General features: G+C 68.9%; 23 protein-coding genes and 1 riboswitch. Of the genes, 1 reads left to right on the plus strand and 22 read right to left on the minus strand.

Annotation, left to right across the window (positions count from 1 at the left end):
* Position 1: 1 nt before the first annotated feature.
* From L880_RS0120840 to L880_RS0120905, 14 genes are all read right to left on the minus strand, one after another.
* Complete coding sequence (locus L880_RS0120840) at positions 2-451, minus strand: cobalamin biosynthesis protein (protein WP_051443478.1); 450 nt, start codon at positions 449-451, stop codon at positions 2-4.
* Positions 448-1,248 carry a cobalamin biosynthesis central domain-containing protein gene (locus tag L880_RS0120845; RefSeq protein ID WP_027477325.1) on the minus strand — a complete coding sequence of 267 codons (801 nt, stop codon included), beginning with the start codon at positions 1,246-1,248 and terminating at the stop codon, positions 448-450. The genes L880_RS0120840 and L880_RS0120845 overlap by 4 nt, the downstream gene beginning before the upstream one ends.
* Complete coding sequence (gene cobI / locus L880_RS0120850; protein ID WP_043330140.1) at positions 1,245-2,102, minus strand: precorrin-2 C(20)-methyltransferase; 858 nt, start codon at positions 2,100-2,102, stop codon at positions 1,245-1,247. The genes L880_RS0120845 and cobI overlap by 4 nt, the downstream gene beginning before the upstream one ends.
* The gene (locus tag L880_RS0120855; RefSeq protein WP_027477327.1) at positions 2,095-3,432 is read right to left on the minus strand and encodes a bifunctional cobalt-precorrin-7 (C(5))-methyltransferase/cobalt-precorrin-6B (C(15))-methyltransferase; all 1,338 of its coding nucleotides are present in this window, start codon (positions 3,430-3,432) and stop codon (positions 2,095-2,097) included. Before L880_RS0120855 ends, cobI begins: the two co-directional genes overlap by 8 nt.
* Positions 3,429-4,631, minus strand: coding sequence for a cobalt-precorrin-5B (C(1))-methyltransferase (locus L880_RS0120860; protein WP_043330142.1), 1,203 nt, complete (start codon positions 4,629-4,631; stop codon positions 3,429-3,431). The genes L880_RS0120855 and L880_RS0120860 overlap by 4 nt, the downstream gene beginning before the upstream one ends.
* Positions 4,631-5,314 (minus strand): precorrin-8X methylmutase, encoded by a 684-nt coding sequence (locus L880_RS0120865; RefSeq protein ID WP_027477329.1) that lies wholly within the window; start codon positions 5,312-5,314, stop codon positions 4,631-4,633. Before L880_RS0120865 ends, L880_RS0120860 begins: the two co-directional genes overlap by 1 nt.
* Positions 5,311-6,270, minus strand: coding sequence for a sirohydrochlorin chelatase (locus L880_RS0120870; RefSeq protein ID WP_027477330.1), 960 nt, complete (start codon positions 6,268-6,270; stop codon positions 5,311-5,313). The genes L880_RS0120865 and L880_RS0120870 overlap by 4 nt, the downstream gene beginning before the upstream one ends.
* Positions 6,267-7,076, minus strand: coding sequence for a precorrin-4 C(11)-methyltransferase (cobM, locus tag L880_RS0120875; protein WP_051443479.1), 810 nt, complete (start codon positions 7,074-7,076; stop codon positions 6,267-6,269). The genes L880_RS0120870 and cobM overlap by 4 nt, the downstream gene beginning before the upstream one ends.
* Entirely contained in the window at positions 7,073-7,933 is an 861-nt protein-coding gene (locus L880_RS0120880) for an energy-coupling factor ABC transporter ATP-binding protein (protein WP_245615273.1), read from the minus strand. Before L880_RS0120880 ends, cobM begins: the two co-directional genes overlap by 4 nt.
* Before the next feature lie 2 nt (positions 7,934-7,935).
* Entirely contained in the window at positions 7,936-8,694 is a 759-nt protein-coding gene (gene cbiQ / locus L880_RS0120885) for a cobalt ECF transporter T component CbiQ (protein ID WP_027477333.1), read from the minus strand.
* 6 nt (positions 8,695-8,700) lie between these two features.
* Complete coding sequence (locus L880_RS0120890; RefSeq protein ID WP_027477334.1) at positions 8,701-9,057, minus strand: energy-coupling factor ABC transporter substrate-binding protein; 357 nt, start codon at positions 9,055-9,057, stop codon at positions 8,701-8,703.
* The gene (locus tag L880_RS0120895; RefSeq protein ID WP_027477335.1) at positions 9,054-9,731 is read right to left on the minus strand and encodes an energy-coupling factor ABC transporter permease; all 678 of its coding nucleotides are present in this window, start codon (positions 9,729-9,731) and stop codon (positions 9,054-9,056) included. Before L880_RS0120895 ends, L880_RS0120890 begins: the two co-directional genes overlap by 4 nt.
* A gap of 121 nt (positions 9,732-9,852) precedes the next feature.
* A riboswitch (cobalamin riboswitch) is annotated at positions 9,853-10,065 on the minus strand.
* A 56-nt stretch (positions 10,066-10,121) separates the two neighbouring features.
* Entirely contained in the window at positions 10,122-10,838 is a 717-nt protein-coding gene (locus L880_RS0120900; protein ID WP_169737791.1) for a response regulator transcription factor, read from the minus strand.
* The gene (locus L880_RS0120905) at positions 10,829-12,823 is read right to left on the minus strand and encodes a sensor histidine kinase (protein WP_169737792.1); all 1,995 of its coding nucleotides are present in this window, start codon (positions 12,821-12,823) and stop codon (positions 10,829-10,831) included. The genes L880_RS0120900 and L880_RS0120905 overlap by 10 nt, the downstream gene beginning before the upstream one ends.
* Before the next feature lie 201 nt (positions 12,824-13,024).
* Here L880_RS0120905 and L880_RS0120910 point away from each other — a divergent pair, with 201 nt between their 5' ends.
* Positions 13,025-15,796 carry a S8 family serine peptidase gene (locus tag L880_RS0120910; RefSeq protein WP_027477338.1) on the plus strand — a complete coding sequence of 924 codons (2,772 nt, stop codon included), beginning with the start codon at positions 13,025-13,027 and terminating at the stop codon, positions 15,794-15,796.
* A gap of 22 nt (positions 15,797-15,818) precedes the next feature.
* Here L880_RS0120910 and L880_RS33035 read toward each other — a convergent pair whose 3' ends face one another.
* From L880_RS33035 to L880_RS0120950, 8 genes are all read right to left on the minus strand, one after another.
* Complete coding sequence (locus tag L880_RS33035) at positions 15,819-16,982, minus strand: GGDEF domain-containing protein (protein WP_043330144.1); 1,164 nt, start codon at positions 16,980-16,982, stop codon at positions 15,819-15,821.
* Between the two features lie 88 nt (positions 16,983-17,070).
* The gene (locus tag L880_RS34495; RefSeq protein WP_051443480.1) at positions 17,071-19,299 is read right to left on the minus strand and encodes an HD domain-containing phosphohydrolase; all 2,229 of its coding nucleotides are present in this window, start codon (positions 19,297-19,299) and stop codon (positions 17,071-17,073) included.
* Positions 19,300-19,360: 61 nt separating this feature from the next.
* A complete protein-coding gene (locus tag L880_RS0120925) occupies positions 19,361-19,729 on the minus strand; it encodes a hypothetical protein (protein ID WP_027477339.1) in 369 nt (122 codons plus the stop codon).
* 125 nt (positions 19,730-19,854) lie between these two features.
* Positions 19,855-20,160 (minus strand): helix-turn-helix domain-containing protein, encoded by a 306-nt coding sequence (locus L880_RS0120930; RefSeq protein ID WP_027477340.1) that lies wholly within the window; start codon positions 20,158-20,160, stop codon positions 19,855-19,857.
* 249 nt (positions 20,161-20,409) lie between these two features.
* Positions 20,410-21,273, minus strand: coding sequence for a fumarylacetoacetate hydrolase family protein (locus tag L880_RS0120935; RefSeq protein ID WP_027477341.1), 864 nt, complete (start codon positions 21,271-21,273; stop codon positions 20,410-20,412).
* Positions 21,274-21,308: 35 nt separating this feature from the next.
* Entirely contained in the window at positions 21,309-22,064 is a 756-nt protein-coding gene (locus tag L880_RS0120940; protein WP_027477342.1) for an SDR family oxidoreductase, read from the minus strand.
* A 43-nt stretch (positions 22,065-22,107) separates the two neighbouring features.
* On the minus strand, positions 22,108-23,517 hold the full coding sequence (locus tag L880_RS0120945) for an FAD-binding oxidoreductase (RefSeq protein WP_027477343.1): 1,410 nt from the start codon (positions 23,515-23,517) through the stop codon (positions 22,108-22,110).
* A 27-nt stretch (positions 23,518-23,544) separates the two neighbouring features.
* Entirely contained in the window at positions 23,545-24,825 is a 1,281-nt protein-coding gene (locus tag L880_RS0120950) for a TRAP transporter large permease subunit (protein WP_027477344.1), read from the minus strand.
* Positions 24,826-24,836 lie beyond the last annotated feature (11 nt).

Consider the following 24,836-nt stretch of genomic DNA (forward strand, 5'->3'; position numbering starts at 1 on the left):
CTCAGGCATGTGGGGTGGGATTCATGAGCGCCACCGACACGGTGGCGTTGCGGCCGTCGGGGCCGCAGTGCTTGTGCTTTTCCAGCAGCAGGGCCGGCGTGGGCGGGCCGGGCCAGCCGGCGGCCAGCAGGGCGGCGGCCTCGCTGACCGAGGGCGTGCCGGTGTAGCGGCGCACGGTCTCTGACGGATTGGGCACGGGCACGGCGGCCAACACCTCGGGCGGGTGAAAGCGCAGCGCCCAGCCCTGCTCGGCCGCCAGGGCCAGCAGGCCGGCCTCGTCGGCCTTGAGGGTGATGCTGGCCGCGGCCTGCACATCGGCCCAGCCAGCACCGGCCTGGGCCAGGGCCGCTTCCACGGCCTGGCGCAGCGTGGCCAGGCTGCAGCCCCGGTCGCAGCCCAGGCCCAGCGCCACGGTGGGATGGCCTCGGGTGCAGTGCTTGGCGCGACTCATGCGCCTGCCTCCAGCGGCGGGCGGTACACCACCAGGCGCTCGCTCAGTTCAGCCCAGCGCGCCTCGCCCACCTCGGCGTGGGTGACCCACAGCACAGCGGCAAAGCGGCTCAGGTCCACTTCGGCCCACTGGCTGAAGCAGTGGATGTTGGCGGGCAGCGGTGTGGGCCGGGTCCACCAGTCGGGGCGGCCGGCCTCCTGCACAAAGGCAATCGGCTCGCCATTGACCACATGGGCCGACACCCGGGTGATGTTGATCTTGGGCGCCTCCACGCGCCAGCCCAGATGCCGGCCCAGGATGTCGACCGGCAGGGTGCGCCCCACGTCGGAGGCGGTGGTGAGCACGGGGCTGGCCTGCAGGGCCTCGGCCACGCGCTCGCTCCACTCGTTGGCGCCGCCCACATGGCCCGACAGCACAGGGATCACGTACTGGCCGGCATCGTCCACCACGATCACGCCGGGGTCTTCGTCCTTGCTGCGCAGGTGCGGGGCGATCAGGCGCACCACGGCGCCCAGCGAGACAAAGAACACCAGTTGGTCCCAACCCGCAAACAGCGGGCCGATCTCGTCGCGCAACGCGCCTTCGTAGGCACGCACGCGGTTGGGCAGGCCAGCAAACTGCGCAGCAAACTTGGCCGAGGTGCAGATATCGGCCTGCGGCAGGGCCTGGGCCAGGCGGGCGGCCTGGCTGGCGCCATGGCGGGTGATGGCGACCAGGCACAGGCGCACCTCTTCGGTGGCCTGGGCGGGTGCCGACAACACCACGGGGGGTTGAGCGTTGGGGATGGGTTCGGTCATGTGGGATCCAGCAGTGAGGGGGTGGCCGGTGCGGGCGTGGCACTCTTCTTGAGGCAGCCCTTGATGCGTTCGCCGCGCACGCGGCCGGGGTTCTTCACCAGCAGCAGCGACAGGTAGCTGACCCGGGTGCCGCGCAGGGCCAGCAGATCAGCACCCGACACGCGGCGCTCGTCGGGCGCGCCCACGCGCTCGATGAAGTGCGCGCCGGCCAGCAGGCCACGGCGCTGCAGCCAGTCGAGCAGCTCGTCGAGCAGGGGCTTGATCTTCATGAGCACCAGGGTGTCGAAGTCGGGCAGCAGCCGATCCACCGCGCTCAGGCCATAGGCGGCGGGCACGATGGCCACGGTGTCGTCCTGCTCGGCAAAGGGCACGCCAGCCTGGGCACAGGCCGCGGTGAACGAGTTGACGCCCGCCAGCACCTGCACCGGCACCTCGGCATCCAGCGCCTTCACGGTGCGGGCCAGGTGGCCGAAGGTGGCGTAGGTGCTGGCATCGCCCTCCACCAGAAACAGCACATCACGCCCGGCCTGCAGCCAGGGCAGCAGCGTATGGGCGGCCTTGAGCCAGGCGCGGGCCAGCTTCTCGCCGTCGTGCGTCATCGGGAACAGCAGCAGGCTGTGCTGCTCGGGCGGGGTCAGGCCGGCCCGGGTGGCGATGTCGAGCGCGTAGCTGGGGGTTTTGCCACTGCGCGCCGGGTAGGCCCAGGCCACATCGCGGCGTTGCAGGGCGGCCCAGGCGGCACGGGTGATCAGACCCGGGTCGCCGGGGCCCAGCGAGACGCCCCACAGGGTGCCACGGCGCTGCGATGTCGGCGCGGGCAGCCCGGCCGGTGACAAAGGGGTTGGCTCAGTCATTCAGGGCCTCCTCAGGGTGGGCACGGTGGGCGCAGACCAGCCACACCGGGTTCTCGGCGGCCATGCGGTGCATGTGCAGGATGGGTTTGCTGCGCGCGGCCTGGATCTGCAGCACGTCCCAGCCCACGGTGCCGGGGGCGGCCTGGGTGCTAGCGGCCTGTAGTGCGGCGGTGGCAGTGGCCAGGTTCTCCAGCGTCACGAAGTTCATCACCAGGTGGCCGCCCGGGCGCAGGCGCTGCAGCACCCGGTTGATCAGCTCGGCCAGCTCGCCGCCCGAGCCGCCGATGAACACCGCATCGGGGTCGGGCCAGTCGGCCAGGCCTTCTGGGGCACGGCCCAGCTGCAGGCTGTAGTTGCTCAGGCCGGCGCGGGCGTGGTTGCGGCGAGCAATGGCGTGGTCGGCCTCGTTTTTTTCGATGGCCCACACATGGCCGCGCCGGCACAGGCGCGCCGCCTCCAGCCCCACCGAGCCCGAGCCGGCCCCGATGTCCCACACCACGCTGGTAGGGCGCAGCTGCAGGCGGGCCAGGCTCACGGCGCGCACCTCCTGCTTGGTGATCAGGCCCTTGTCGGGCTGGCGCTGCTCGTAGGCGCTGTCGGGCAGGCCCAGGCACGGCGGCTGGGGCGCCGGGCGCAGGCGCCACAGCAGCACCACATTGAGCTCGGCAAAGCGCATGGCGGCGGCCTGGGCCGGGCTGAGCTCGGTGTGCAGGCGCTCTTCGGCCTGCAGCAGGTTCTCGGCCACGGCCATCTGGTAGTCATCGCCCAGGCCTTCGGCCAGCAGCAGGCGGGCAATGCGGTCGGGGCTGTTGGCCGGGCTGGTCAGCACCAGCAGGCGGCGCTCGCCGCGCAGGGCCTGGGCCAGCGCGTACAGGCCGTGGCCGGGGGGGCTGCCCACCGCCCACTCGCCGGCGTCCGTGCCGTGCACCGACACGATGCGCGCCTCTTGCCAGGCCAGGCCGATGCGGGCGCAGGCCAGCTGCAGGGTCGACAGATTGGGCAGGATGTCGAGCGCCTGCACGCACAGCTGCTGCGCCAGGTAGGGCGCGATGCCATGGCACAAGGGGTCGCCGGTGGCCAGCACCACGCAGGCCAGGTGGGCCTCGCGGGCGGCGCGCACCCAGCCGGGCACGGCCTTGAGCTGGCCGCCCAGGTCGTGCAGCCGGGCCTGGGGCTTGAACTCGTGACGCAGCAGGGCCAGGGTGCGGGCACCGCCAATCACCACATCGGCCGTGCGCAGGTGGGCCAGCGCGGTGGCACTGAGGCTGGCCACGCCGTCATCGAGCACGCCGATCACGCGGCAGGGGTTGGGGTCTTTGACTGGGTTCACGAAACGGGGTCCTCATCGGTATCAAGCTCGGGCGCCCGGGGCGGCCTGGCGGGCCGTTCAGCCGCGGGCAGCGCCGGGGGCGACAGCACATCGGCCACCAGCTGGCCGGCAAAGTCGCACACCAGCACACGCAACTGAAAGGCGCGGCCATAGCGCTGCGGGTCGCTCAGGGTGGCGATGGCCTTTTGCGCCAGCGCCTGGTGAAAGGCCGGGCCCAGGCCGCGCTCCACCATCAGCTCGGCGCCAAAGCGGGCGGTCTCGGCCTGGGCCATGGCCTGGCAGTCGGCCTCGCTGGCACCGATCTCACGGCCGATCTGGGCCACCAGATCGGTGTCCACCACGTTGCGGTTGGCGTGGGTGATGGTCTCGCCCTGGGCGATCTTGGTGAGCTTGCCCACCATCACGCCCAGCACCACCAGCGGCAGGCCCTGGGCCACCGCCTCGTCGAGCGCGTAGCGCAGAAAATCGCCCATCTGCACAAAGCAGGCCGCCGGCAGGCCGGGCTGCTCGGCGCGCAGGGTGGCCATGGCAAACGATTCGGTGCGCCCGCCCGTGGTCAGGGCCACCAGGCCGTGGCCCAGCGTGGCCGCCACCTGCACGCCCTGCACCACGCTGGCCCGCCAGGCGGCGGTGGAGTACGGCCGCACGATGCCGGTGGTGCCCAGGATGCTGATGCCGCCCAGAATGCCCAGGCGGGCATTGGTGGTCTTCTTGGCCATCTCCTGCCCGCCGGGCACGCTGATGCACACCTCCAGCCCATGCTGGGCCAGCAGGGCCGGCGCCACCTCGCGCAGGTTGTCGGCAATGTTCTGGCGTGGCACCGGGTTGATGGCCGGGCCACCCACCTCCAGCCCCAGGCCGGGCAAGGTGACGGTGCCCACGCCCTCGCCGGCGCGCCAGTGCAGCACACCGGCCTGGCCGGGCAGCACACGCAGGTCCACCGTGAGGTGGGCGCCATCGGTGCAGTCGGGGTCGTCGCCGGCAAACTTGACCACCATGGCGTGGGCGCTGGCCGCGTCGCAGCGGCCGTCGTGCACGGCAAAGCGCACCCGGTCGCCATTGGGCAGCAGGCTTTCCACGGCGTCGGGCACCTGGCCGCTCAGCAGGCCCTGCACAGCAGCGCGTGCCGCAGCGGCGGCACAGGCGCCGGTGGTGAAGCCGGTGCGGGTGCCGCGGGGGGCGGTGCTCTTACCCTCCATCACAGGGCCCCGGCGGCTTTCTGGCGCGCCTCGGCCAGGGCCAGCAGTGCGTGCAGGGCGGCCACCACCAGGGTCGAGCCGCCCTTGCGGCCGCGGATCACGATCCAGGGCACCTCGTTCAGGCCGGCCATCAGGTCTTTGGATTCGGCTGCCGCCACAAAGCCCACCGGCATGCCCACCACCAGGGCCGGGCGCACGCCCTCCTCGCGGATCAGGCGCACCAGCTCGATCAGCGCGGTGGGCGCGTTGCCGATGCCCACAATGGCGCCCTGCAGCAGGCCCTGGCGCTGCGCCTTGCGCATGGCCTGCACGGCGCGGGTGGTGTCCTGCGCACGCGCCGCCTCGATCACATCCGCATCGCTGATGAACTGGTGGGTGCGCATGCCGAAGTGGGCCAGGCGCGGCTGCGACAGGCCCGAGCAGATCATCTCGACATCGGCCACCACGGGCGTGCCGCCGCGCAGCATGGCCTGGATGCCGGCCTCCACCGCGGCGGGGTGGAAGTCGGTCAGGCCGTTGAACTCGAAATCGGCATTGGCGTGGATCATGCGGCGCACGATGGGCCACTGGAGCGGGTCGTAAGCGTGCGGGCCCACCTCGGCGTCGATGATGGCAAAGCTGTCGTGCTCGATGGCCTGGCCGGCGCGCGTGAGTTGCTCGGTGACGGTGTTGACGGTGCTCATGCGGGCTGGGCCTGTTGGGCCTGTTCGGTGTTGGCGGCCGGCGTGGCGTGCTCGGGCACGTGGGCGTGCACATGAACGGGCGCATGGGTGTGCTCGTGCGAGTGCCCATGGCCCAGGTCGTGCGCGATCTCGCGGTAGCTGCAACCGTCGCAGGGCAGGCGGCTGTCGGGGGTGCCGGCGAGCAGGTCCAGGGCGCGTTGCTCCAGCAGCTCGAAGATCTCGGGCTCAAAGCCGAAATGCGTGCTGCAGGCCAGGCGCAGCTGCGGGTACTGGCCGCGCAGGTGCTGCACCTGGCGGTGGATGCGCTCCATCAGCGTGCCGGTGTACAGGTAATAGGGCAGCACCACGATCTGGCCCATGCCCAGCAGCACCTGGCGCTGCACCACGCGCTCCAGGCGCGGCCAGGTGATGCCGGTGAAGGCCAGGTCGACCAGCTCGTGGTCGCCCTCCTCCAGCAGCCAGCGCGCCATCTTGGCCATGTCGCCATTGGCACCCCGGTCGGACGAGCCACGGCCCAGCACGATCACGCCGGTGCTGCGCGGGTCGGGCATGTCCAGGCCCAGCATGGCCTGGCGCAGGCGCCGCTTGAGGATGGCCAGGATGGGGTCGCAGGCCGTGAGGTGGGGCGCCAGCAGGATCTGGCTGCCGGGGCAGTGGGCGCGGGCATGCTCGATGGCCTCGGGGATTTCCATCTTCACATGGCCGGCGGCGTTCAGGATCAGCGGCAGCACCAGCACCCGGCGGCCGCTTTGCGCGGCGCTCAGCAGGCCGTCGTGCAGCGAGGGCGAGGCAAACTCGATGAAGCACACCTCGATGCGCCACTGCGGGCGGCGCGCGCGCCACTGGGCCACGAAGTCGAGGATCTCGGTGTTGCCGGCCGCCTCGCGGGAGCCGTGGCCGACCAGCAGGATGGTGTCTTCTGAGGTGATGGAAGTGGCGGTTGAGAGGGTGTTCATGCCGTGGCCTTTCGAAAGCGGTGGGTGAAAGTGGGGTCGTAAAGCTTGGAGCGGGCCAGCGTCTCCCAGTCGGCGGCGCCCAGCGTGGGGCTGGCCACCACCATGGCCTGGCTGACAATGCCGGCCTCGCGGCAGCGCTGCTTGATGTCGGCCAGGGTGCCGCGCACGATGCGCTCCTGCCCCGGCCAGCTGGCCTTGTGCACCACCAGCATGGGCGCGTCTTCAGGCCAGCCGGCAGCCCGCAGACCCGCTTCGATCTTGTGCATCAGGGTGATCGACAGAAAGATGCACAGCGTGCTGCGGTGCGCGGCCAGGGCGGCCAGGTCTTCGCCCTCGGGCATGGGGGTGCGGCCCTCGACGCGGGTGAGGATCACGGTCTGCGTGACCTCGGGCAAGGTCATGGACTCGCCGGCGGCCGCCATCGAGGCCATGGCCGACGACACGCCGGGCACCACGGCCCAGTCGATGCCCAGGGCGGTGAGCGGGCGGGTCATCTCGATCAGGGCGCCGTACAGGCCGGGGTCGCCGGTCTGCAGGCGCACCACGGTGGCGTGGCGCGCGGCCTGCTCGGCCAGCCAGTCGCTCATCTGCTCCAGCGTCATGTCCTTGGAGTCGCGCACCAGGCAACCCGCCGGGGCGTACAGGGTGACGGCCTGGTCGACCAGCGAGCCGGCAAACAGCACGGCCCCGGCCTGGGCCAGCAGCCGCTGGCCCTTGAGGGTGATCAGCTCGGGGTCGCCCGGGCCGGCCCCGACAAACCAGACCTTGCCCAGGGGTCGCGGTGCGGGCAGTTGGGCTTCAGTCATGGCAAGCCTTGTTCACGTGAAGAGGTGGTGGGTTGCAACAGGCCAAGCAGCGCTTCGTGGCTGCGCGGCGGCTCGCCCTGCGGGGCCAGGCCCTGCTGCTGCAAGGCCTGGTGCAGCTCCAGCACCCGGGGCAGGGGCTGGCCGGCCCGCCGCCAGGCGGGTGCCTGGCTGGGCAGATCGGCGGCGGGCAGTGAGGCCGTGCAGCGGCCGGCCTGCATCAGGTGCAGGTGGTCGGCCCAGGCGTAGGCAAAGTCGATGTCGTGGGTGGACAGCAGCACGGTCACACCGCGCGCCACCAGCGTGTCCAGCAGGGCCGTGAGTGCCTGCTGCATGGGGGCGTCCAGGCCGGCCATGGGCTCGTCGAGCAACAGCACCTCGGGCTGCATGGCCAGCACACCGGCCAGGCACACACGCTTCTTCTGACCAAAGCTCAGCTGGTGCACCGGGGCCAGCGCGTGCACGCTCAGGCCCACATCGGCCAGCGCGGCGCGCACGCGCTCACGCACGGTGGCCTCGTCCAGCCCCAGGTTGAGCGGGCCGTAAGAGACGTCTTCAAACACCTGGGCCGAGAACAGCTGGTGCTCGGGGTTCTGGAACACCAGCCCCACCCGCTGGCGCAGCGCGCGCAGGCCGGCCCGGCTGGCATCCAGCGGCGCGCCATCGAACAGGATCTGCCCCGCAGCGGGCCGCAGCAGGCCGTTGAGCTGCTGCAGCAAGGTGGTCTTGCCGGCGCCATTGGCGCCCAGCAGCGCATGGCGCCGCCCGCGGGCCAGGCGCAGGCTGCAGTCGTGCAGGCCCTGGGGGCCGTCGGGGTAGCGGTAGGCCACGCCCTGCAGCTCAAAGATGGGCTGTGCCATGTTCATGTCCACGCCACGCCCCACGTACCGACCAGCAGGCCCAGCGAGGCCAGCGCCGCCAGCCCGACATCGCGCCGCGCATGGGGGTAGACCGGAGGCAGAAAGCGCAGCCCGGCCCCACCGCAGCGGGCCTCGGCGCTGGCCTGCAGCACCCGGGCGCGCTGCCACAGCTGCACGGCCTGGTGGCCCAGCAGCAAGGCGATGGATCGCACGGCCTGGGCCCGGCTGGCATAGCCCAGGCGGGCACGCTGGGCGCGGCTGGCCTCGTGGAACAAGGCCAGGGCCACAAACAGCAGCCGGTGGCACAGCACCATCAACTCCAGCAGCAGATCGGGCACGCGCAGGCGGCGCAACAAGGCCATCAGATCGGGCAGCGGTGTGGTCAGCACCAGGCCCAGCAAGGCCGCCAGCGAGGCCAGCGCGCGGGCGCTGGTGTGGGCCGCCAGGGCCAGGGCCTCAGGAGGCCATTGCAAGGTGGGCAAGGTGGGCAGAGCGTGACCGCCCCAGCCCAGCGACACCGCCATCGACGCGGCCGACAGGGCCAGAAAGCCCAGCGGCGCCCAGGCCGCCCGCAGGTAGGCGCGCCAGGGCACACCGGCCCCCAGCAGGCACACAGCGGCCAGGGCGGCCGCGCAGCCCAGGGCCCGCCCGGGCGTGGCAGCGCCCTGGGCCGCAGCCAGACCGGCCAGCGCCCACAAGCCCTTGGCGGCCGGCGACACCCCCCGCCAGCGGTTGGCGTAGGCCCAATGTTCGATCAACACGGCGGATCAGGGCTGAGGGTGGGCGGGTTCAGCCGGGCGAGCCAGGTCCGAAGCCGGGACCTGCCGCGCAGCCCGCTCACGCGCCACCGACAGCCCGAGCCAGAAGCCAATCACCCCGGCGCCCAGCGCGGCCTGCAGCGCAAACAGCAGCGAGGCGATCTCATTGCTGGCGGGCTCCAGCACCGGGCTGAACCAGGGCTGGTAGTGCGGCGCCAGTTGGGCAATGGCCTGCTGGGCCTGGGCGTCGGCCCCGCCAAAGTGCTCGGCCAGCGCGGCCGCGTCGGTGGGCTGGGCCACCCAGCACAGGGGCAAGGCGGTGATCAGCACCACGGCGGCCAGCAGCATCAGGTTGCGCCGGCTCATGCCTGCACCCCACGGCGGGCGAACAGGGGCAGACCCTGCAGTTCGGCCGCATTGAAGCGGGCCATGGCATTGACCACCAGCACGGTGAGCAGCCCTTCGCTGATGGCCAGCGGGATCTGCGTGAGGGCAAAGATGCCGCCAAACTTCAGCAGCGAGGCGGCCACACCGCCCACGGGATCAGGAAAGGCCCAGGCCAGTTGTACCGAGGTGCACAGGTAGGTGGCCAGGTCGCCCAGGCAGGCCGCCAAAAACACCGCGCCCGAGCGCCCCAGGCCGACCCCGCGCGCCAGCCGGAACACCGCGTACGACACCAGCGGCCCCACGATGCCCATCGAAAACAGATTGGCCCCCAGCGTGGTGAGCCCGCCATGCGCCAGCAGCAAGGCCTGGAACAGCAACACCACCAGCGCGATCGGCACCATGGCCGCCGGGCCGAACAGCATGGCGCCCAGCCCCACCCCGGTGGGGTGCGAGCAGCTGCCCGTGACCGAGGGCAGCTTGAGTGCCGACAGCAAAAAGGCAAAGGCCGCGCTCACGCCCAGCAGCATGCGCTGCTCGGGCTGCGCCTGCACGCTGCGCTGCAGGGATCGCAGGCCCCAGATCACAAAGGGTAAAGACGCGGCTGACCAGCCCAGCGCGTGCGCTGGCGGCAAAAAGCCTTCCATGATGTGCATTCGAATCCTCCCGTCGAATGGTTCCTGTCAAGGCACCACGCGGAGGATGAAAAAGACGGCCAGACGCCCGCAGACAAGCCGAGGCACGTTGGCTGCAGTTTTCCCGTCACCCCGGGGAATGGTGCTGGCGCTTTTTCGGGCCGGTATTCTGGCTCGCCTTCATCCTTCTCCGCACCTTCCCGTGACATGCACAGTGGTGTGTTGGCGGAGTCGTCTGGCTTACAGCAGCGGGGGCTGCGCCGGAATGGCTGCACAACATGCTTGTGCGGCGTCACCGGCTTCCCGTTTAACGTGACCCTCGAAAAGGCCACGCACCCGAAGCGGCGATCTTAACTGCGAAATGGGAAGGTGCGGCACAAAGCCCATCTACCCCCCCTGGCCACAACGCCCTCAGGCCCGCACGGTGGTGGCCAGCGTGAGCTGGTAGCCGAAGCCGCGCACGGCCTTGATGGCCTCCTGCCCGCCCGGTGCGGCGGCCATCTTCTGGCGCAGTCGGCTGATCGTCACCGGCAGGTTGTCGCGGATGCGGGGCAGCTCCTGCCTGGGGTCCAGCCGCTGCACCAGCACCTCGGTGCTGAGCTTGCGCTCGGGCGCCAGGGCCAGTTCGTACAGCAGGCGCGACTCAAACAAGGTCAGGCCGATCACGGCCCCGGCAGGCAGGGTCAGCTGTTGGCGCGGCATGTCGAGTTGCAGGCCGTTGGAGACGCGACGGCGGATGCGGCGGGCCAGGTTGGCGATCACGGCTTCCAGCTCGTCGACGTTGGCAGGCTTGGTGAGGTAGACATCGGCGCCGCTCTGATAGCCCGCGGTCTTGTCGGAGGGCATCACGCGGGCGGTCAGCATCACCAGCCCCATCTCGGGAAAGGCATGGCGCATGCGGCGGCACAGGCTCAAACCGTCCTCGCCGGGCAGGTTCAGGTCCACCACCAGGATGTCGGCATGGCGCTGGCGCAGCAGGGTCTCCAGCACCTCGCCATCGTCGGCGCCTCGCACCTGGACCCCGGGGCCGCTGAGGTGGTCCACCAGCTCGAGTCGGACCAGGTCGTGGTCTTCGACCACGATGATGTCCAGTGGCCCGGTCTGGGCAACAGCTTCTTTCAATGGCATGGCAGGCAGACCTCGAAGTGGATCAGGGGGGTGGTGCCAGGGCGGCTCTCGGGGCGGTAGCTGAGGGTGCCGCCCTCGCGTTCGACCAGGCATTTGACCAGGTACAGCCCCAGCCCCGAGCCGGTGCGCTGGTGCGCCCCCTCGGCACGGTAGTACTTGCTGAACACGCGATCGGCATCGGGCAGGCCGGCCTTGCCGACCGCATTGCCCACCCGCACACACACCCAGCGGCCGGATTGCCCGTCTGGCGTCAGCGATTGCAGGTGCAGATCGATCTGCGATCCAGAGGGGGAGTAGCCCAGCGCGTTGTCGAGCAGGTTGCCCAGCACGGTCTGGAAGCCTTGGACATCGACGCGGGCGGGCAAACTGGTTGGGGCGCTCAGCGCCACACGCCCGCCCTCGGGTTGTGCAGCCACGCACTGGGCCACCAGCTCGACCAGATCGGCCTCGGAGCGCTTCGTGCCCCAGGCGCCGGACTCGAGCCGGTCCACCTGGCGGCAGCGGTCGAGCACCGTGTCCATGCCCAGGACCGCAGCCTGGATGTGCTCCAGGCGCGTCAGCTGCGCAGGGGGCAGATCGTCGCCATGGCGGAGCATGTTCAAGACGGCCAGCCGGATCGAGGCCAGGGGGTTCTTCAACTCGTGCAGGAGCATGCCCAGGAAGCTGGTGCTGGCGGCCAGCTGATCGTGCTTGGCCTGCAGCAGCAATTGCGAGGCCGCCACCTCGCGTTCGAGCAAGCCCCTGGCATCCCGGTCGAGCTGGTCGCGGCGGGTGAGCACCACGTGCTGCATGACCGAGCCGAACAGGTTGATCAACAGCGCCGGATACAGGTGCCAGAAGGTCATCGGCCCCACCCCGAGCAGGGGCAGCACAAAGGCGATCAGGTACAGGGTCTGGGCCGTGAACAGCCAGCGCACGATCCAGCGCAGCCGGGTGTCCTGGATCCTGAGCAACCAGGTCACGATGGAACCCAGAAAAGTGCCCCACAGCAGCAGATTGGAGTTCAGGCCCATGGCCAGATGGGCCTGCTCATGCCAGATCCACCACAGTTGCAGCGGAAAGGCCAGCGTGGTGCAGGCGTACAGCCAGACAGCCCACCGGGGCGCACCGAAGCGCTTCACGAACACCGCGTAGTACAGCATGCCCAGAGAGAGATGCCCGCACAAGACGGAAGAGGTCCAGGCATCCACCCCATGCGGGGCATGCGGCATGAAGTACTTGGCCACCACCCCGAGGTAGAACAGCGTCAGGATCACCGTGCCCGCCTGCAGGCACAGGTTCATCGCCCACAGGATGTCTCGCGTGAGGATGAAGCGCAGCGTGGACATCCAGGCCAGCACCAGCACGATGCCCAGGTAGAGGCCCAGCCACAGCAGGGTCAGCCCTTCGAACTGAAGGGCGCTGTCCTGGGTGCGCACATTCACGTACAGCGCATGGGTGCTGGTGCTGCGCAGGCGCACGTAGAACACCGTGGGTTCGGTGGCCGAGGTGTCCAGGGCCAGGCTGTAGTTCAGGGTGGCCCGCTCACGGCGGTCGAAAGGAAAGCGGTCGCCCTCCTGCCGCACTGTCCAGGGGCCCAGGCGGCCATCAGGGCCACGTGGGCGGCTGTACAGCTGAAGATCGTCAAGGTACAGGGGCTGCAGGGTGGCCCACAGCGGCTGTGCCGCAGTGGGTGGCACGGTCACGCGCAACCAGGTGGCACCGCGCTGATAGCCGCGGGCCACGATGGTGGGGGCCGGCTGGAAGGCCTGCCCCAACACCTCTTCCAGGCGGGCCTCACCCGTGGGGTCAGCCCAGACGGCGCGCTCGACCTCGATCTGGGTGGCCAGCTCGGCTCGACCCGCCAGGGGCCAGGCCAGCGCCAGCAGACACAGCAGGGGCATCAGCCACAGGCGGGCGCAGCACAAGGTGTGCAGCCGCACACGGAGGGCAGCGGGCGTGGACGTCGCCGGGGTTGCCGGGGTCGCCGGGGTCGCAGGGGTCATGGGGCGGTGCAATAAAACGCAATCTTTCATGTGAGCCGGTTGATACAAACGCGAGGCCATTTGGCCATGGCCGCTTCCCGTTTCCATCGTGTCTCCAAGCCAGTGTCCGAGCCGACCCAGGGCAATTGCTCGCACAGCCGGGGAGGCCGATGGTATCGGAAGAGGCTCTGGCCTTCAGCCCACCCCCACATGACACAACAAATGACATTCCCCACTTCTGCAAGCCCCGCATGGTGCAAGGCCCATGGCACCCTGACGGCCGTGGCCCTGGCCACCTCCCTGCTCTGCACCGCCCACCTGGTGCAGGCCCAGACCCAGGGCAGCCCGAGCGCCGACCTGGCCGGCGAACTGCAGCGCCGGTTTGAAGCCCAGCAGGCAGAGATTGCCCGCTACCTCGCCAACAACCCGGGCGCTCAGCGCGAAGTGGTTCGCGACGGCGTGGTGTACCGCATCGTGCGCATCGGCTCGGATGGCCAGCCCATCTACATCAAGAGCAAGGGCGTCAGCGTCGGCAGCCGCAGCAACGTCGAGTCGGGGCAGCTCATCAAGGCCGATTCGCTCTACCCCGGTGGCAGCCTGGGGGTGAACATCACCGGGCAGAACATGGTGGTGGGGGTGTGGGAGCCCGGCGTGCCGCGGGCCACCCACGAGTTGCTGGCCGGCAAGGTCACGATCCAGGCCAACCAGCTGGGCAGCACCACCGACTCGGCCCGCAACCATGCCACCCATGTGACCGGCACCATCGTCGGCACGGCCGGCATCACAGGCAATGGCGCCAGTGCCCAGGGCATCGCCTACAGCGCCAGCTCGCGCAACTGGGACTCGGACAACGACACCGCCGAGATGTACGCCGCCGGCCTGGCGGTCGATGGTGTACAGGTGTCCAACCACTCTTACGGCTATGCCAATGACAACACCATCCCGGTCTGGCAGTTCGGTGCGTACGACAGCGAATCCCGAGCCTGGGACCAGGTGGTCAGCTCCTTGCTGTTCTACCAGCCCTTTGTGGCAGCAGGCAACGAGCAGCAAGCCAACGGCAACCCCAGCAAAGGGGGGTACGACCTGATGACGGGGGCCAGCGCCGCCAAGAACGTGGTGACCGTGGGCGCCGTGAATGCCGACAAGACCATGTCCGACTACAGCAACTGGGGCCCCACCGATGACGGCCGCCTCAAACCCGAGATCGTGGCGCGGGGCACGGGCATCAATTCGGCCACGGCCGCCAGCGACACGTCTTACAGCGGCAGCGGGGCCGATTCCAGTGGCACCTCGTATGCCACGCCGGCCGTGACGGCGGGCGCACTGCTGCTGCAGCAGTTTTACCGAACCCGCTACGCCGGCAACTACATGCGCTCGGACACCTTGCGGGCCCTGATGTTCGGCACCGCCGAAGACCTGGGCCGGCCCGGGCCCGACCACCAATTTGGCTGGGGTCTGCTGAATGTGCAAAGCGCAGCTAACGTCATCAAGCAGCGCACCTACCCCAGCAACCCCAACTCCTGCACTGGCGGTTATCTCGCCGCTGATTTGAGGGGCACCCTCATCGATGAACTGACGGTCAACCCCGACAACAACGGCGCTTCGGCTTGCTATCGGTCCTTTTATGCCCGCGGCGGGGTGCCTGTGGTGGTCAACGTTGCCTGGAATGACGATGCCGGCCCCGAGCAGACGGCCGCCAACCCGGTCGACGACAGCAGCTCGCGGGTCATCTACAACTTCGACATCGAGGTCTACGAACGCGCGACCGGCAACACCTACCGCCCCTGGAAGATCCCCGACATGGCCCACCGCACGGACAACGCCACCTTGTCCAGCGCCCTCTTTGACGACATGGGGCAGAACTTCAAGCAGGTGATCGTTGCCAACCCCGTGGCCAACAGCGAATACCAGGTGATCTTCCGCAAGCACAGCTCGTCACCCGCGGCGACAAAGCCCTTGGCGATGGTGGTCACGGGCACCCTGATCAGCAACGCCCCGGCGGAGATCCGTGGCACCCCCGCCGTGACCGGCACGGCACAGGTGGGCCAGCCCCTGGCCGGCAGCTACACCTACTGGGATTTCGAGGACAACCCCGAGGGCACCAGCACCTACCGCTGGGCCTGGGCGACCCGGGTCGGCCGGGGGTCAACGCTGACGCCCATCGCCGGGGCCACCGGCCGCAACTACACACCGGTGGGCACCGATCAGGGCAAGACGCTGCAGTTCTGCGTGACCCCGGTGGCGTCTGCGGGCAACACCGGTGCGGGCACCGAAGTCTGCTCGGCCTCCACCGTGGCCGTGGCGGCCGCCCCGCTCGTCAACGCGAGCTGCGGCAGCGCGGCCAACACCGCCAGCACCTACGTGCCTGCGGCCAACCTGTGCTCGGTGGGCTCGGCCGGCGCCGTGAGCGCCGGCAGCAGCAGCTGGTCCTGGAGCTGCAGTGGCAGCGGCGGCGGCAGCACCGCGGCCTGCTCTGCCCCCTTCAGCTCGGTGGCCGTCGGAAGTGCTGTGGGCGCCATCCAGTCTGCCGGCAGCAACAACTGGCAGATCAGGTCGGCCAACTCGGGCTTTGTCTCGCCGCCTGCCGCCCCCCCCAACGGCGTGAGCTTCCCCCAGGGTGCGACCAAGGTCGTGCTGGACAGCGGAACGCCCGGCACCAGCACCACCGTGACCCTGCGCTTCAGCAGCATCCCGGCTGGTGCCCAACTCTACAAATACGGCAAGGAAAATGGCCTGGGCGACACCAACAAGTGGTTCCCCTACCCCGCCACCATCGACGCCCAGGCCGGCACCGTCACCTACACGCTCACCGACGGGCAAAAAGGTGACAACGACTGGACTCAGAACGGGGTGATCGATGACCCGGTGGCGCTGGGGGTGGGAGCAGACGCCGGCGTCTCGGGTGTTCCGACCCTGTCGGATGCCGCAGCCTTGGCGCTCAGCGCCTTGCTGGCAGTGGGCTCGATGCTGTCGTTGCGGCGGCGCAAGCCGTGAAGGGGCCGGCCCCGGGGCCGGTTCAGCGCACCACCACCCGGTTGCGCCCCTGGTGCTTGGCGTCGTAGAGGGCTTGATCGCTGAGGGCGATCATGGCCTCGGCGGCGGTGGGGCCCTCGGTGGGGATGGCGGCATGCACACCGATGCTGATCGTGACCGGAATGCTCACCCCATTGACCACCATGGGCTGGTCGCCCACGGCCCGGCGGATGCCCTCGGCCACCGCCTGGGCGCCCTCGACGGTGGTGGCTGGCAGCAGGGCCAGGAACTCCTCGCCGCCAAAGCGCGCCAGCAGGTCGGCCCCGCGCAAACGGGCCTGGGCGCGCTGCGCCACCTGGCGCAGCACCTCGTCGCCCACCAGGTGGCCATGCTGGTCGTTCACCACCTTGAAGTGGTCGATGTCGAGCATCAGCAGGGCCAGCGGGCTGCCACGGCGTCGGGCCAGTGCCAGGTGGTGATCCATGAGTTCCATCAGAGCCAGGCGGTTGTACAGGCCGGTCAGGCGATCGTGGCTGGCCAGCTCGTGCTGCTGGCTGACGGCGTGCTCCATCTGCATCAGCACATAGCCCATGCTGTTGAGCAGCAACACCCCCAGAATCGCAAAATAGGTGGCCACCTGCACCTGGGTGGGCACGTTGAACTGGGCATCCCACTCCGAGGCCTCCAGCATGAACAGCGTGCGCAACACCATGGTGACGCACAAGGTGGAGGCCCCGGCGATCACCACCCAGCGGCCCGTGAGCCGGCGTCCATGCAGGCCAGGCGCCCAGGCCTGCGACAGCAGCACCAGGGCCATCAGGGCCTGCAGCCCGGCCACCAGCACATTGCGCCAGCGGTCGTCGTGCAGCAGGGCCACCGCAGCCAGCATGTTCAAGGCCGCCGGCACCCACACCACCCATGACGGCGGGCTTCGGCTGCGCCCACGCTGGAACGCCATCAGCGCCAAGGTGTGGATGACCAGACTGAGCGCCGTGAGCGCATTGGTCAACAGAATGGACAGGCTCAGCCAGCCCGCGTCGCGCAGGCCGAAGGCAGGGTATGACAGCGCATTGAGCACCAGACCCAGCCCCCACAGCGACAGGCCCTTGTACCGCCGGCCGCCCCAGGCCACGGCCAGCACCGCGCTGGCCAGGACCCCGCTGGCCAAGGTGAGCGCCACAAGCAAGGTGGGCAGGTGCAGGGTCATGGGTCAGGTGCTCATGGGGGTCATGGAAGCCACGCCGCAGCCAGGCCTGGCCGTTTGCGCCGCAGCAGGGCTGTTGATGGAGGGCCTCTCAGGCGGCATCGAAAGAAAATTCGCCATGGCTCAGGAGTTCAACGCAGATGTCGGCGGCCTGTGGGTCATAGAGGCGCCCCCGCCCGCTCTGGATTTCAGCCAAGGCGGCCGCCACGCCCAGACCCGCCCGGTAGGGGCGATCCAGACACATGGCCTCGACCACATCGGCCACCGCCAGGATGCGGGCTCCGAGAATGATCTGGTCCTGCGCCAGGCCCAAGGGGTAGCCACTGCCATCCAGGCGCTCGTGGTGCTGCAGCACCATGTCGGCAATCGGCCAGGGGAACGCAATGTCCTTGAGAATGTCATGACCCGCCTGAGGGTGGCGCCGCAGTACCTGGTACTCGTCCTCGGTCAGGCGGCCGGGTTTGGCAAGAATCGCCTCGGGCACCTGGATCTTGCCGATGTCATGCACGATGCCAGCCAGGTGGATGCCCTGCACCTCGTGATCCGACAGGCCCATGCGGCGCGCCATGGCCACCGCCAGCGAGGCCACCCGGCGCTGGTGGCCTGCGGTGTAGGGGTCGCGAAACTCGACCGTGGTGGCCACCGCCTGCACCGTGGCTTCCAGCACCCCCTCCAGGCGCCGCTGGGTCTGCACATGGGCTTGCTGGACGCGGCGTGAATGGATGCCAAAGGCCAGGTCAGCCGCCAACTCACCGAGCAGACTCACCTCCTGTTCATTGAAGGCGTCAGGCGCCGCCGAGTAGATGGTCAGGGCACCCAGGGTCTGGCCGTCCACCATCAACGGGAATGCCGCACTGGAACGGAAGCCATGAGCCAGCGCCGCCACGCGCCAGGGGGCCATCTTGTTCTCGGTGGCGAAGTCCCGGTTGATCTGGGGCTGGCCCAGGCGGATGGACATGCCTGTGGGACCCTGCCCCAAGGCGTTGTCGCCCCAGCTGATCTGAGCCGCTTTCAGGTAGCCGTCGTTGACACCGAACTGGGCGATCAGGCGCACCGACTTTTCGGCATCGTGCTCGGCAAACCCCACCCAGGCCAGCCGATAGCCGCCCACCTGGACGGCAATGCGGCAGATGTCGTCCAGCAAAGCCGCCTCCTGCTGGCCACGCACCAGGGCCTGGTTGGATTTGCTCAGCAACTGCAGGGCGCGGTTCAGGCGCACCACGTTGTTGTTGGAGGCCAGGGCTGCCGCCATGTCATCAAAGGCTGCAGCCAGCGCCCCCACCTCCCCCGGCTGGGGCGCAAGCCCCGTGCGCGACAGGTGATTGCCGGCCCCCAACTCGCGGGCGGCCAGACCGATCCGGCGCAAGGGGCGTATCAACCAGTGCTCGCCTCCCCACCAGGCCACGGCAAAGGCGACCACCACCAACAGCGCGGCCAGAGACAGGTCCATCACCATCTGACGATCCGCAGCGGCGGTGATGTCGGCCTGCCTTTGCCCGACGAAGAAATAGATCGGACCGGCCAAGGTCTCCGCAAACCGGTAGAGGGTGAGCAAGCGACGCTCCCCGTCGGGAAACACCAGGCTGAGCGCCGCACCCGGGCCTTGCTGGCGCAGTTGCTCGAAGGCCGCAGACTCGAACGCCTCGGCGCCCTGCGGGGAGGCGGGCTGGGGCCGACGTGTGATGACCCGGCCATGAGCATCGACCAGGCCCGCCATCGATGGGCCGGCTGCCCGGCTGCCCGGCCGTTCACGGGTCACCCAGCTCAGGTCCATGGCCACCACGATCAAGCCCTGAACCCGGCCCTGTGCGTCCGCAATGCGCTGCGCAACCGGCAACACATGCTTGCCAGTGAACCCGCCCACCTGAGCCGCCCCGACCACCGGCTTGTCCTGCACCAAAGCCCGCGGCATGAAGGAGCGGTTGGCGATGTTGAGGGCCTGGGCGCCCCGGACAAGGTGGCACCGGGTATCCCCGTTGGGCAAGGCCAAAAAGACATTGGCCACCTGCGGATCCTGGGACACCAGGGCCGCCAGCCGGCGCTCACATTGGGGGTCGTTGATCAGCGTGCTCAGGTCGACCGCCTGGCTCAACAGGCCGAGCAGGCGCTGGGTGTTTTCAAACCCCAGCCTTTGCCGATCGGCCATGGCCGCTGACAGCACCTCTTGCTGCGCCATGGCCGCAGCAACGTCGGCAGCTCGACGATCCAGCGCCCGGTAGACCGATGCAGACAACAACACCGCACAGGTGCACAGCAAAAGGAACAGAAAACGCCAACGGATGCTGAGCAAGGCAAGCGGCAATCGCACCAGCAGTCGCATCAACACGCCTCCAGTCTTTGACTTGCCAGCAGCTCAACCGCCCCCTGTGCTGCCATCGCGCTCAGGCCGAGGACTGCACCCACTCCCGGGCTTCGGCCAGGGTGGCAAACAGCAGGATGGGGGGCATCTGGGTGATCTGGTCGTACTTGCGGGCCATGGCGATGATCACCGGATCGACCGTGACGGCCAGGATGCGGTACTTGGGATTGACGAAGGTGGCCCCGATGTTGATCGCGGCCGTGTCGAGGATGCCGCCCTCGCCCATGGTGAAGGCCTCGGTCTCGGTGAAGTCGTTGATCGTGTAGCGGATGTTCTCGAAACGCGGGTCGCTGTGAAACTTGCCCACCGACGACAGAAACTCTTCCGCCGTGACGATGCCCCAGAAACGTTTGTGGATACCTTGGGGTTCGCGGATGATTTCGTAGGGCATGGTCGAAAAACTGCAAATCTGATCGTATGGACGCGCTGACTGCGCCTATCGGTCTCTATTTGACCATGAACGGAGTTGGCTACCGCCTCACACGGGCGCATCGCGTGAACAGACCCGCGATGGGCTCAAAGAATCGCTTGCAGACCTTTGTCGGCAATGATGTTGAGAAGTTTCAACGCTGGGCCACTGGGCTGGGTGTCCCCCTGCTCCCATTTGCGCACCGTGGAGGCCGTGGTGTGCAGGTGCAAAGCGAACACCGATTGACTGAAATTCAGCTGCATGCGCAGTTTTCGAATGTCCGCCGGCTGAAACGGCTGGATCGGCATGGGCCTGATCGCATCGAAGCGTCGCATCGTCACCTTGTCGACAAGGCCGGCATCGCACAACACCCCCAGATCCTTTCGCAGGGATTCAATCAGCTTGCTGCTCACAACATACCTCCAAAATGCTCACGCCATTGCCAACGCGCGAAATCACGTCGCTTGAGCACTTTCATGGGGAACCCAGCCGAAAAGTGTGCCCAAAACGGGTAGTTTCATCCAGTATTTCGACAAAACCGGGGGAGTAAGGCGAAGGGAGCGTGTGCATTGCCCGACCTTAATCTGCCCCCTGAATCCAGGCGCAAGCCTTATCTGGCCGACAAGGGCCTTGGTCGGAGGGCAGCGGCCTGCCCCCGCCCCTCACCCGTCAATCAGCGCCGGGTCCCAGGCAAACACGGTCTGTTGCTGGGTGCCCAGTTTCTCGATGCCCAGCGTCATCACGTCGCCGGGGCGCAGGAACTGCGCGGCCGGCTTCTTGCCCATGCCCACGCCGGGCGGGGTGCCGGTGGTGATCAGGTCGCCGGGCTCCAGGGTCATGAAGCGGCTCAGGTAGCTGACCAATTGGGCCACGGTGAAGATCATGGTGCGGGTGTTGCCGGTCTGCTGGCGCTGGCCGTTCACATCGAGCCACAGGGCCAGGTTCTGCGGGTCGCCCACCTCGTCGGCACTGACCAGCCAGGGGCCGATGGGGCCGAAGGTGTCGCAGCCCTTGCCCTTGTCCCAGGTGCCGCCGCGCTCCAGCTGGTATTCGCGCTCGGAGATGTCGTTGATGGTGCAGTAGCCGGCCACGTGCTTCAGGGCCTCGGCCTCGCTCACGTAGCGGGCACGGCTGCCGATCACCACACCCAGCTCCACCTCCCAGTCGCTCTTGACCGAGCCCTGGGGCAGCACCACGGGGTGGTTGCAGCCCACGGCGCTGTTCACGGTCTTGGTGAAGACGATGGGCTCCTTGGGGATGGGCATGTTGGCCTCGGCCGCATGGTCGGCGTAATTCAGGCCGATGGCGATGAACTTGCCCATGCCGGTCCAGGGCACGGCCAGGCGGCCCTGGGGCACGATGGGCAGGGTGCTGGCGTCCAGGCCGGCCAGGGCGGCCAGGCCGGCGGGCGACAGGGTGGCCGGGCCGATGTCGGTCAGCACGGCGCTGAGGTCGCGCAGGGTGCCATCGCTATGCAGCAGGGCGGGCTTCTCTTGGCCCTTGGGGCCGTGGCGGAGCAGTTTCATGGATGAAGATTCCGGGTGTAGAAGAAGGGAAAGACTCAGTTCGACCAGCCGCCGTCGATGACCTGGGCGGTGCCGGTGGTGAAGGACGATTCGTCGCTCGCCAGGTACACCGCCAGGGCGGCGATCTCTTCGGCCCGGCCCAGGCGGCCCATGGGCTGGCGCTCGACAAAGCCGGCCTCGACCTGGGCCAGACTCTGGCCGCTGGCCTGGGCCTGGGCCTGGATGCGCTCCTGCAGTGAGGGCGACATCACGGTGCCGGGGCAGATGGCGTTGCAGCGGATGCCCTGCCCCACAAAATCGGCAGCCACCGATTTGGTCAGGCCGACCACGGCGGCCTTGGTGGTGCCATAGACAAAGCGGCGCGGTGCGCCCTTGATGCTGCCGGCCACCGAGGACACATTGATGATGGAACCACGACCCTTTGCCAGCATGCCGGGCAGGAAGGCGCGGATGGTGCGCCACTGCGAGCGCACGTTGAGGTCGAAGGCAAAGTCCCACTCCTCGTCGGTGCAGTCGAGCAGGGTGCCGGCGTGCACAAAGCCCGCGCCGTTGAACAGCACGTCCACCGGGCCGATCTCGGCTGCGGCGGCCTGCACGGCCTCGCTTCGGGTCACGTCCAGCACACGGGTGGTGCAGCCGATCTGCTGCTGCAGCGAGGCCAGGGCCTCGACGTTGATGTCGGTGGCGATCACGCGCGCACCCTCGGCGGCAAAGGCCACGGCGGTGGCCCGTCCGATGCCCTGGCCGGCGGCGGTCAGGAAGGCAGTCTTGCCTGCAAGTCGTTGGGTCATGTGAAAGAGGTCCTCAGGTTGAAGGGGTGGGGTCGGCTGGGCTTCAGATCACCTTGCCGGGGTTGAGCAGACCGGCCGGGTCCAGGGCCTGCTTGAGGCACTGCATCAGCGCAATCTCGGCCGGGCTGCGCGCATGGCCCAGCCAGGCGCGCTTGAGCGTGCCGATGCCGTGCTCGGCCGACACGGTGCCGCCGTACTCGCGCACCAGCCCGTAGACGATGCCGTCGACCAGGCTCTTGGGCTGCTCGGCCACGCCCGCCTGGTGCACGATGATGTGCAGATTGCCGTCGCCCACATGGCCGTAGAGCAGCGTGCAGGCATTGGGGATGCGCGCCTGCAGGGCCTGGCGGCAGCGGTTCACGTAGTCGTCCATGCGGGCCACGGGCAGGCCCACGTCAAAGGCCAGGTGGTGCGGCAGTTGCGGGTGCAGCTCGACGGTGGCGTCGCGCACGGCCCAGAAGGCCTTCACATCGGCCAGCGACTGGGCCAGGGCGGCATTGCTCAGCACGCCGGACTCCATCAGGCCGGCCAGCCAGGCCTCGAAGCGCGGCGCGTCGTGGGCCTCGTCGGTGCCCAGGGCCTCGACCAGCACATAGGCACCCTGCGGGCTGTCGTCCCCCTGGAATGGGTTGCGCACCCCGGCCACCCGGGTGGTGGCGAACTGCCAGTACTCGGGCCACATCACCTCGAAGGCCGACAGCAAGGGCCCCAGGCTCTGGCGGGCCGAGTTCAGCAGGGTGAGCACGCCCGCGTAGTCGCGCACCGCACACATGGCCACCTGGGTGGAGGCCGGCTTGGGGTACAGGCGCAGCACCACCCGGGTGATGATGCCCAGCGTGCCTTCGCTGCCGATGAACAGGTGCTTGAGATCGAAGCCCGCGTTGTTCTTGATCATCTTGTTGAGGCTGGTGACCACGGTGCCATCGGCCAGCACCACCTCCAGGCCCAGCACCATCTCGCGCGCCATGCCATAGCGGATCACGCGGTTGCCACCGGCATTGGTGGCCAGGTTGCCGCCGATGCTGCACGAGCCTCGGGCGCCCAGATCGAGCGGGCAGAAGAAGCCGGCCTCGGCGGCCGCCTGCTGCACCGCCTCCAGCGGCGTACCGGCCCGCACCGTGAGGGTGGCCGAGGCCGGGTCGATTTCCTCGATGCCGACCAGGCGCTCCAGCGACAGCGCGATCTGCGCACCGGTGGCACGGGCGCCACCGCACAGGCCGGTCAGGCCGCCCTGTGGCACCACGGCCACGCCGTGCTGGCGGCACAGCCGCAGGGCGGCTGCCACGCCGGCGGTGTCAGCCGGGCGCAGCACAGCCAGGGGGCGGCTGGGCTGCAGGCCGCTGTAGTCATTGTGGTTGCGCTGTGGTGCATCGGCACCGACCAGCACCGCCTGCGGGCCCAGTTCAGCCTGCAGCGCGGCCAGCAGGGCCGGTGAAAGCGTTGAAGCATGCATGCTCGTCTCCATCGCGTGGGGCGGGCCTCAGGCCGTGAACCAGCGCAGCGGCGCGAGCACGGTCTGCGGGAAGGCCACCATGACGAACATCACTGCGAACTCGGCCACCATGAAGGGCCAGACGCCGCGGGTCACCTCGTCCATCTTCATGCGCCCCACCCCGGCCACCACGTTCAGGATGGTGCCCACGGGCGGGGTGATCAGGCCGATTGAGTTGTTGATGATGAACAGCACGCCGAAGTAGATCGGGTCGATGCCGGCGGCCTTGATCACGGGCATCAGCACCGGGGTCATGATCAGGATGGTGGGGGTCATGTCCATGGCCGTGCCCACCAGCATCACCAGCACCATGATGGCCACCAGCAGCAGGGTCTGGTTGCCCATGAAGGGCTTGAGCAGCTCGACCATCTGGGTGGGCAGGTTGGCCACCGTGATCAGCCACGACGACACCATGGCCGCCGCCACCAGGAACATCACCACCGCGGTGGTCTTGGCGGCCGTGGTGAAGATGGGCAGCAGGGCCGACAGGGGCAGCTCGCGGTAGATCACGCCGGCCACGAACAGCGAGTACACCGCGGCCACCACCGCCGCCTCGGTGGGCGTGAAAACGCCCATGCGCAAGCCCACCAGGATGAACACCGGCAGCGTCAGCGCCCAGACGGACTCGCGGGCGGCGCGCCAGATCTCAGCCCTGGATTTCTTTTCTGGCAGGGCCAGTTGCTCCTTGCGGCCCACCCACCACCAGGTGAGGGCCAGGCCGGCACCGATCATGATGCCGGGGAAGATGCCAGCGATGAACAGCTTGCTGATCGACACATTGGCCGCGACCCCGAAGATCACGAAGCCGATGCTGGGCGGGATGATGGGCCCGATCACCCCCGAGGCGGCGATCAGCCCGCCCGACACCTCTTTCTTGTGCCCGGCCTTGACCATCATGGGCAGCAGCAGCGCCGTCAGGGCGGCCGCGTCGGCCACGGCCGAGCCCGACAGCGAGGACAGCAGGCAGGCCGCCAGGATCACCACATAGCCCAGCCCGCCCTTCACATGGCCTACCAGGGCCAGGGCAAAGTTGACGATGCGCTGCGACAGGCCGCCCACGTTCATGATCTCGCCTGCCAGCATGAAGAAGGGCACGGCCAGCAGCGGAAAGCTGTCGGCGCCATTGATGAAGTTCTGCGCCAGGATCTGGGCATCGAACAGGTCCAGCTGCCACATCAGGCCGACGCCGCTGGCCAGCAGGGCGTAGGCGATCGGGATGCCCAGCGCCATGGCGCCCACCAGGCCGCCGAGGAATATCAATACGGTCATGTTCTTGTCTC

Origin of the sequence: Curvibacter gracilis ATCC BAA-807, assembly GCF_000518645.1 — a bacterium.
GTDB classification, from domain to species: Bacteria; Pseudomonadota; Gammaproteobacteria; order Burkholderiales; family Burkholderiaceae_C; genus Curvibacter; species Curvibacter gracilis.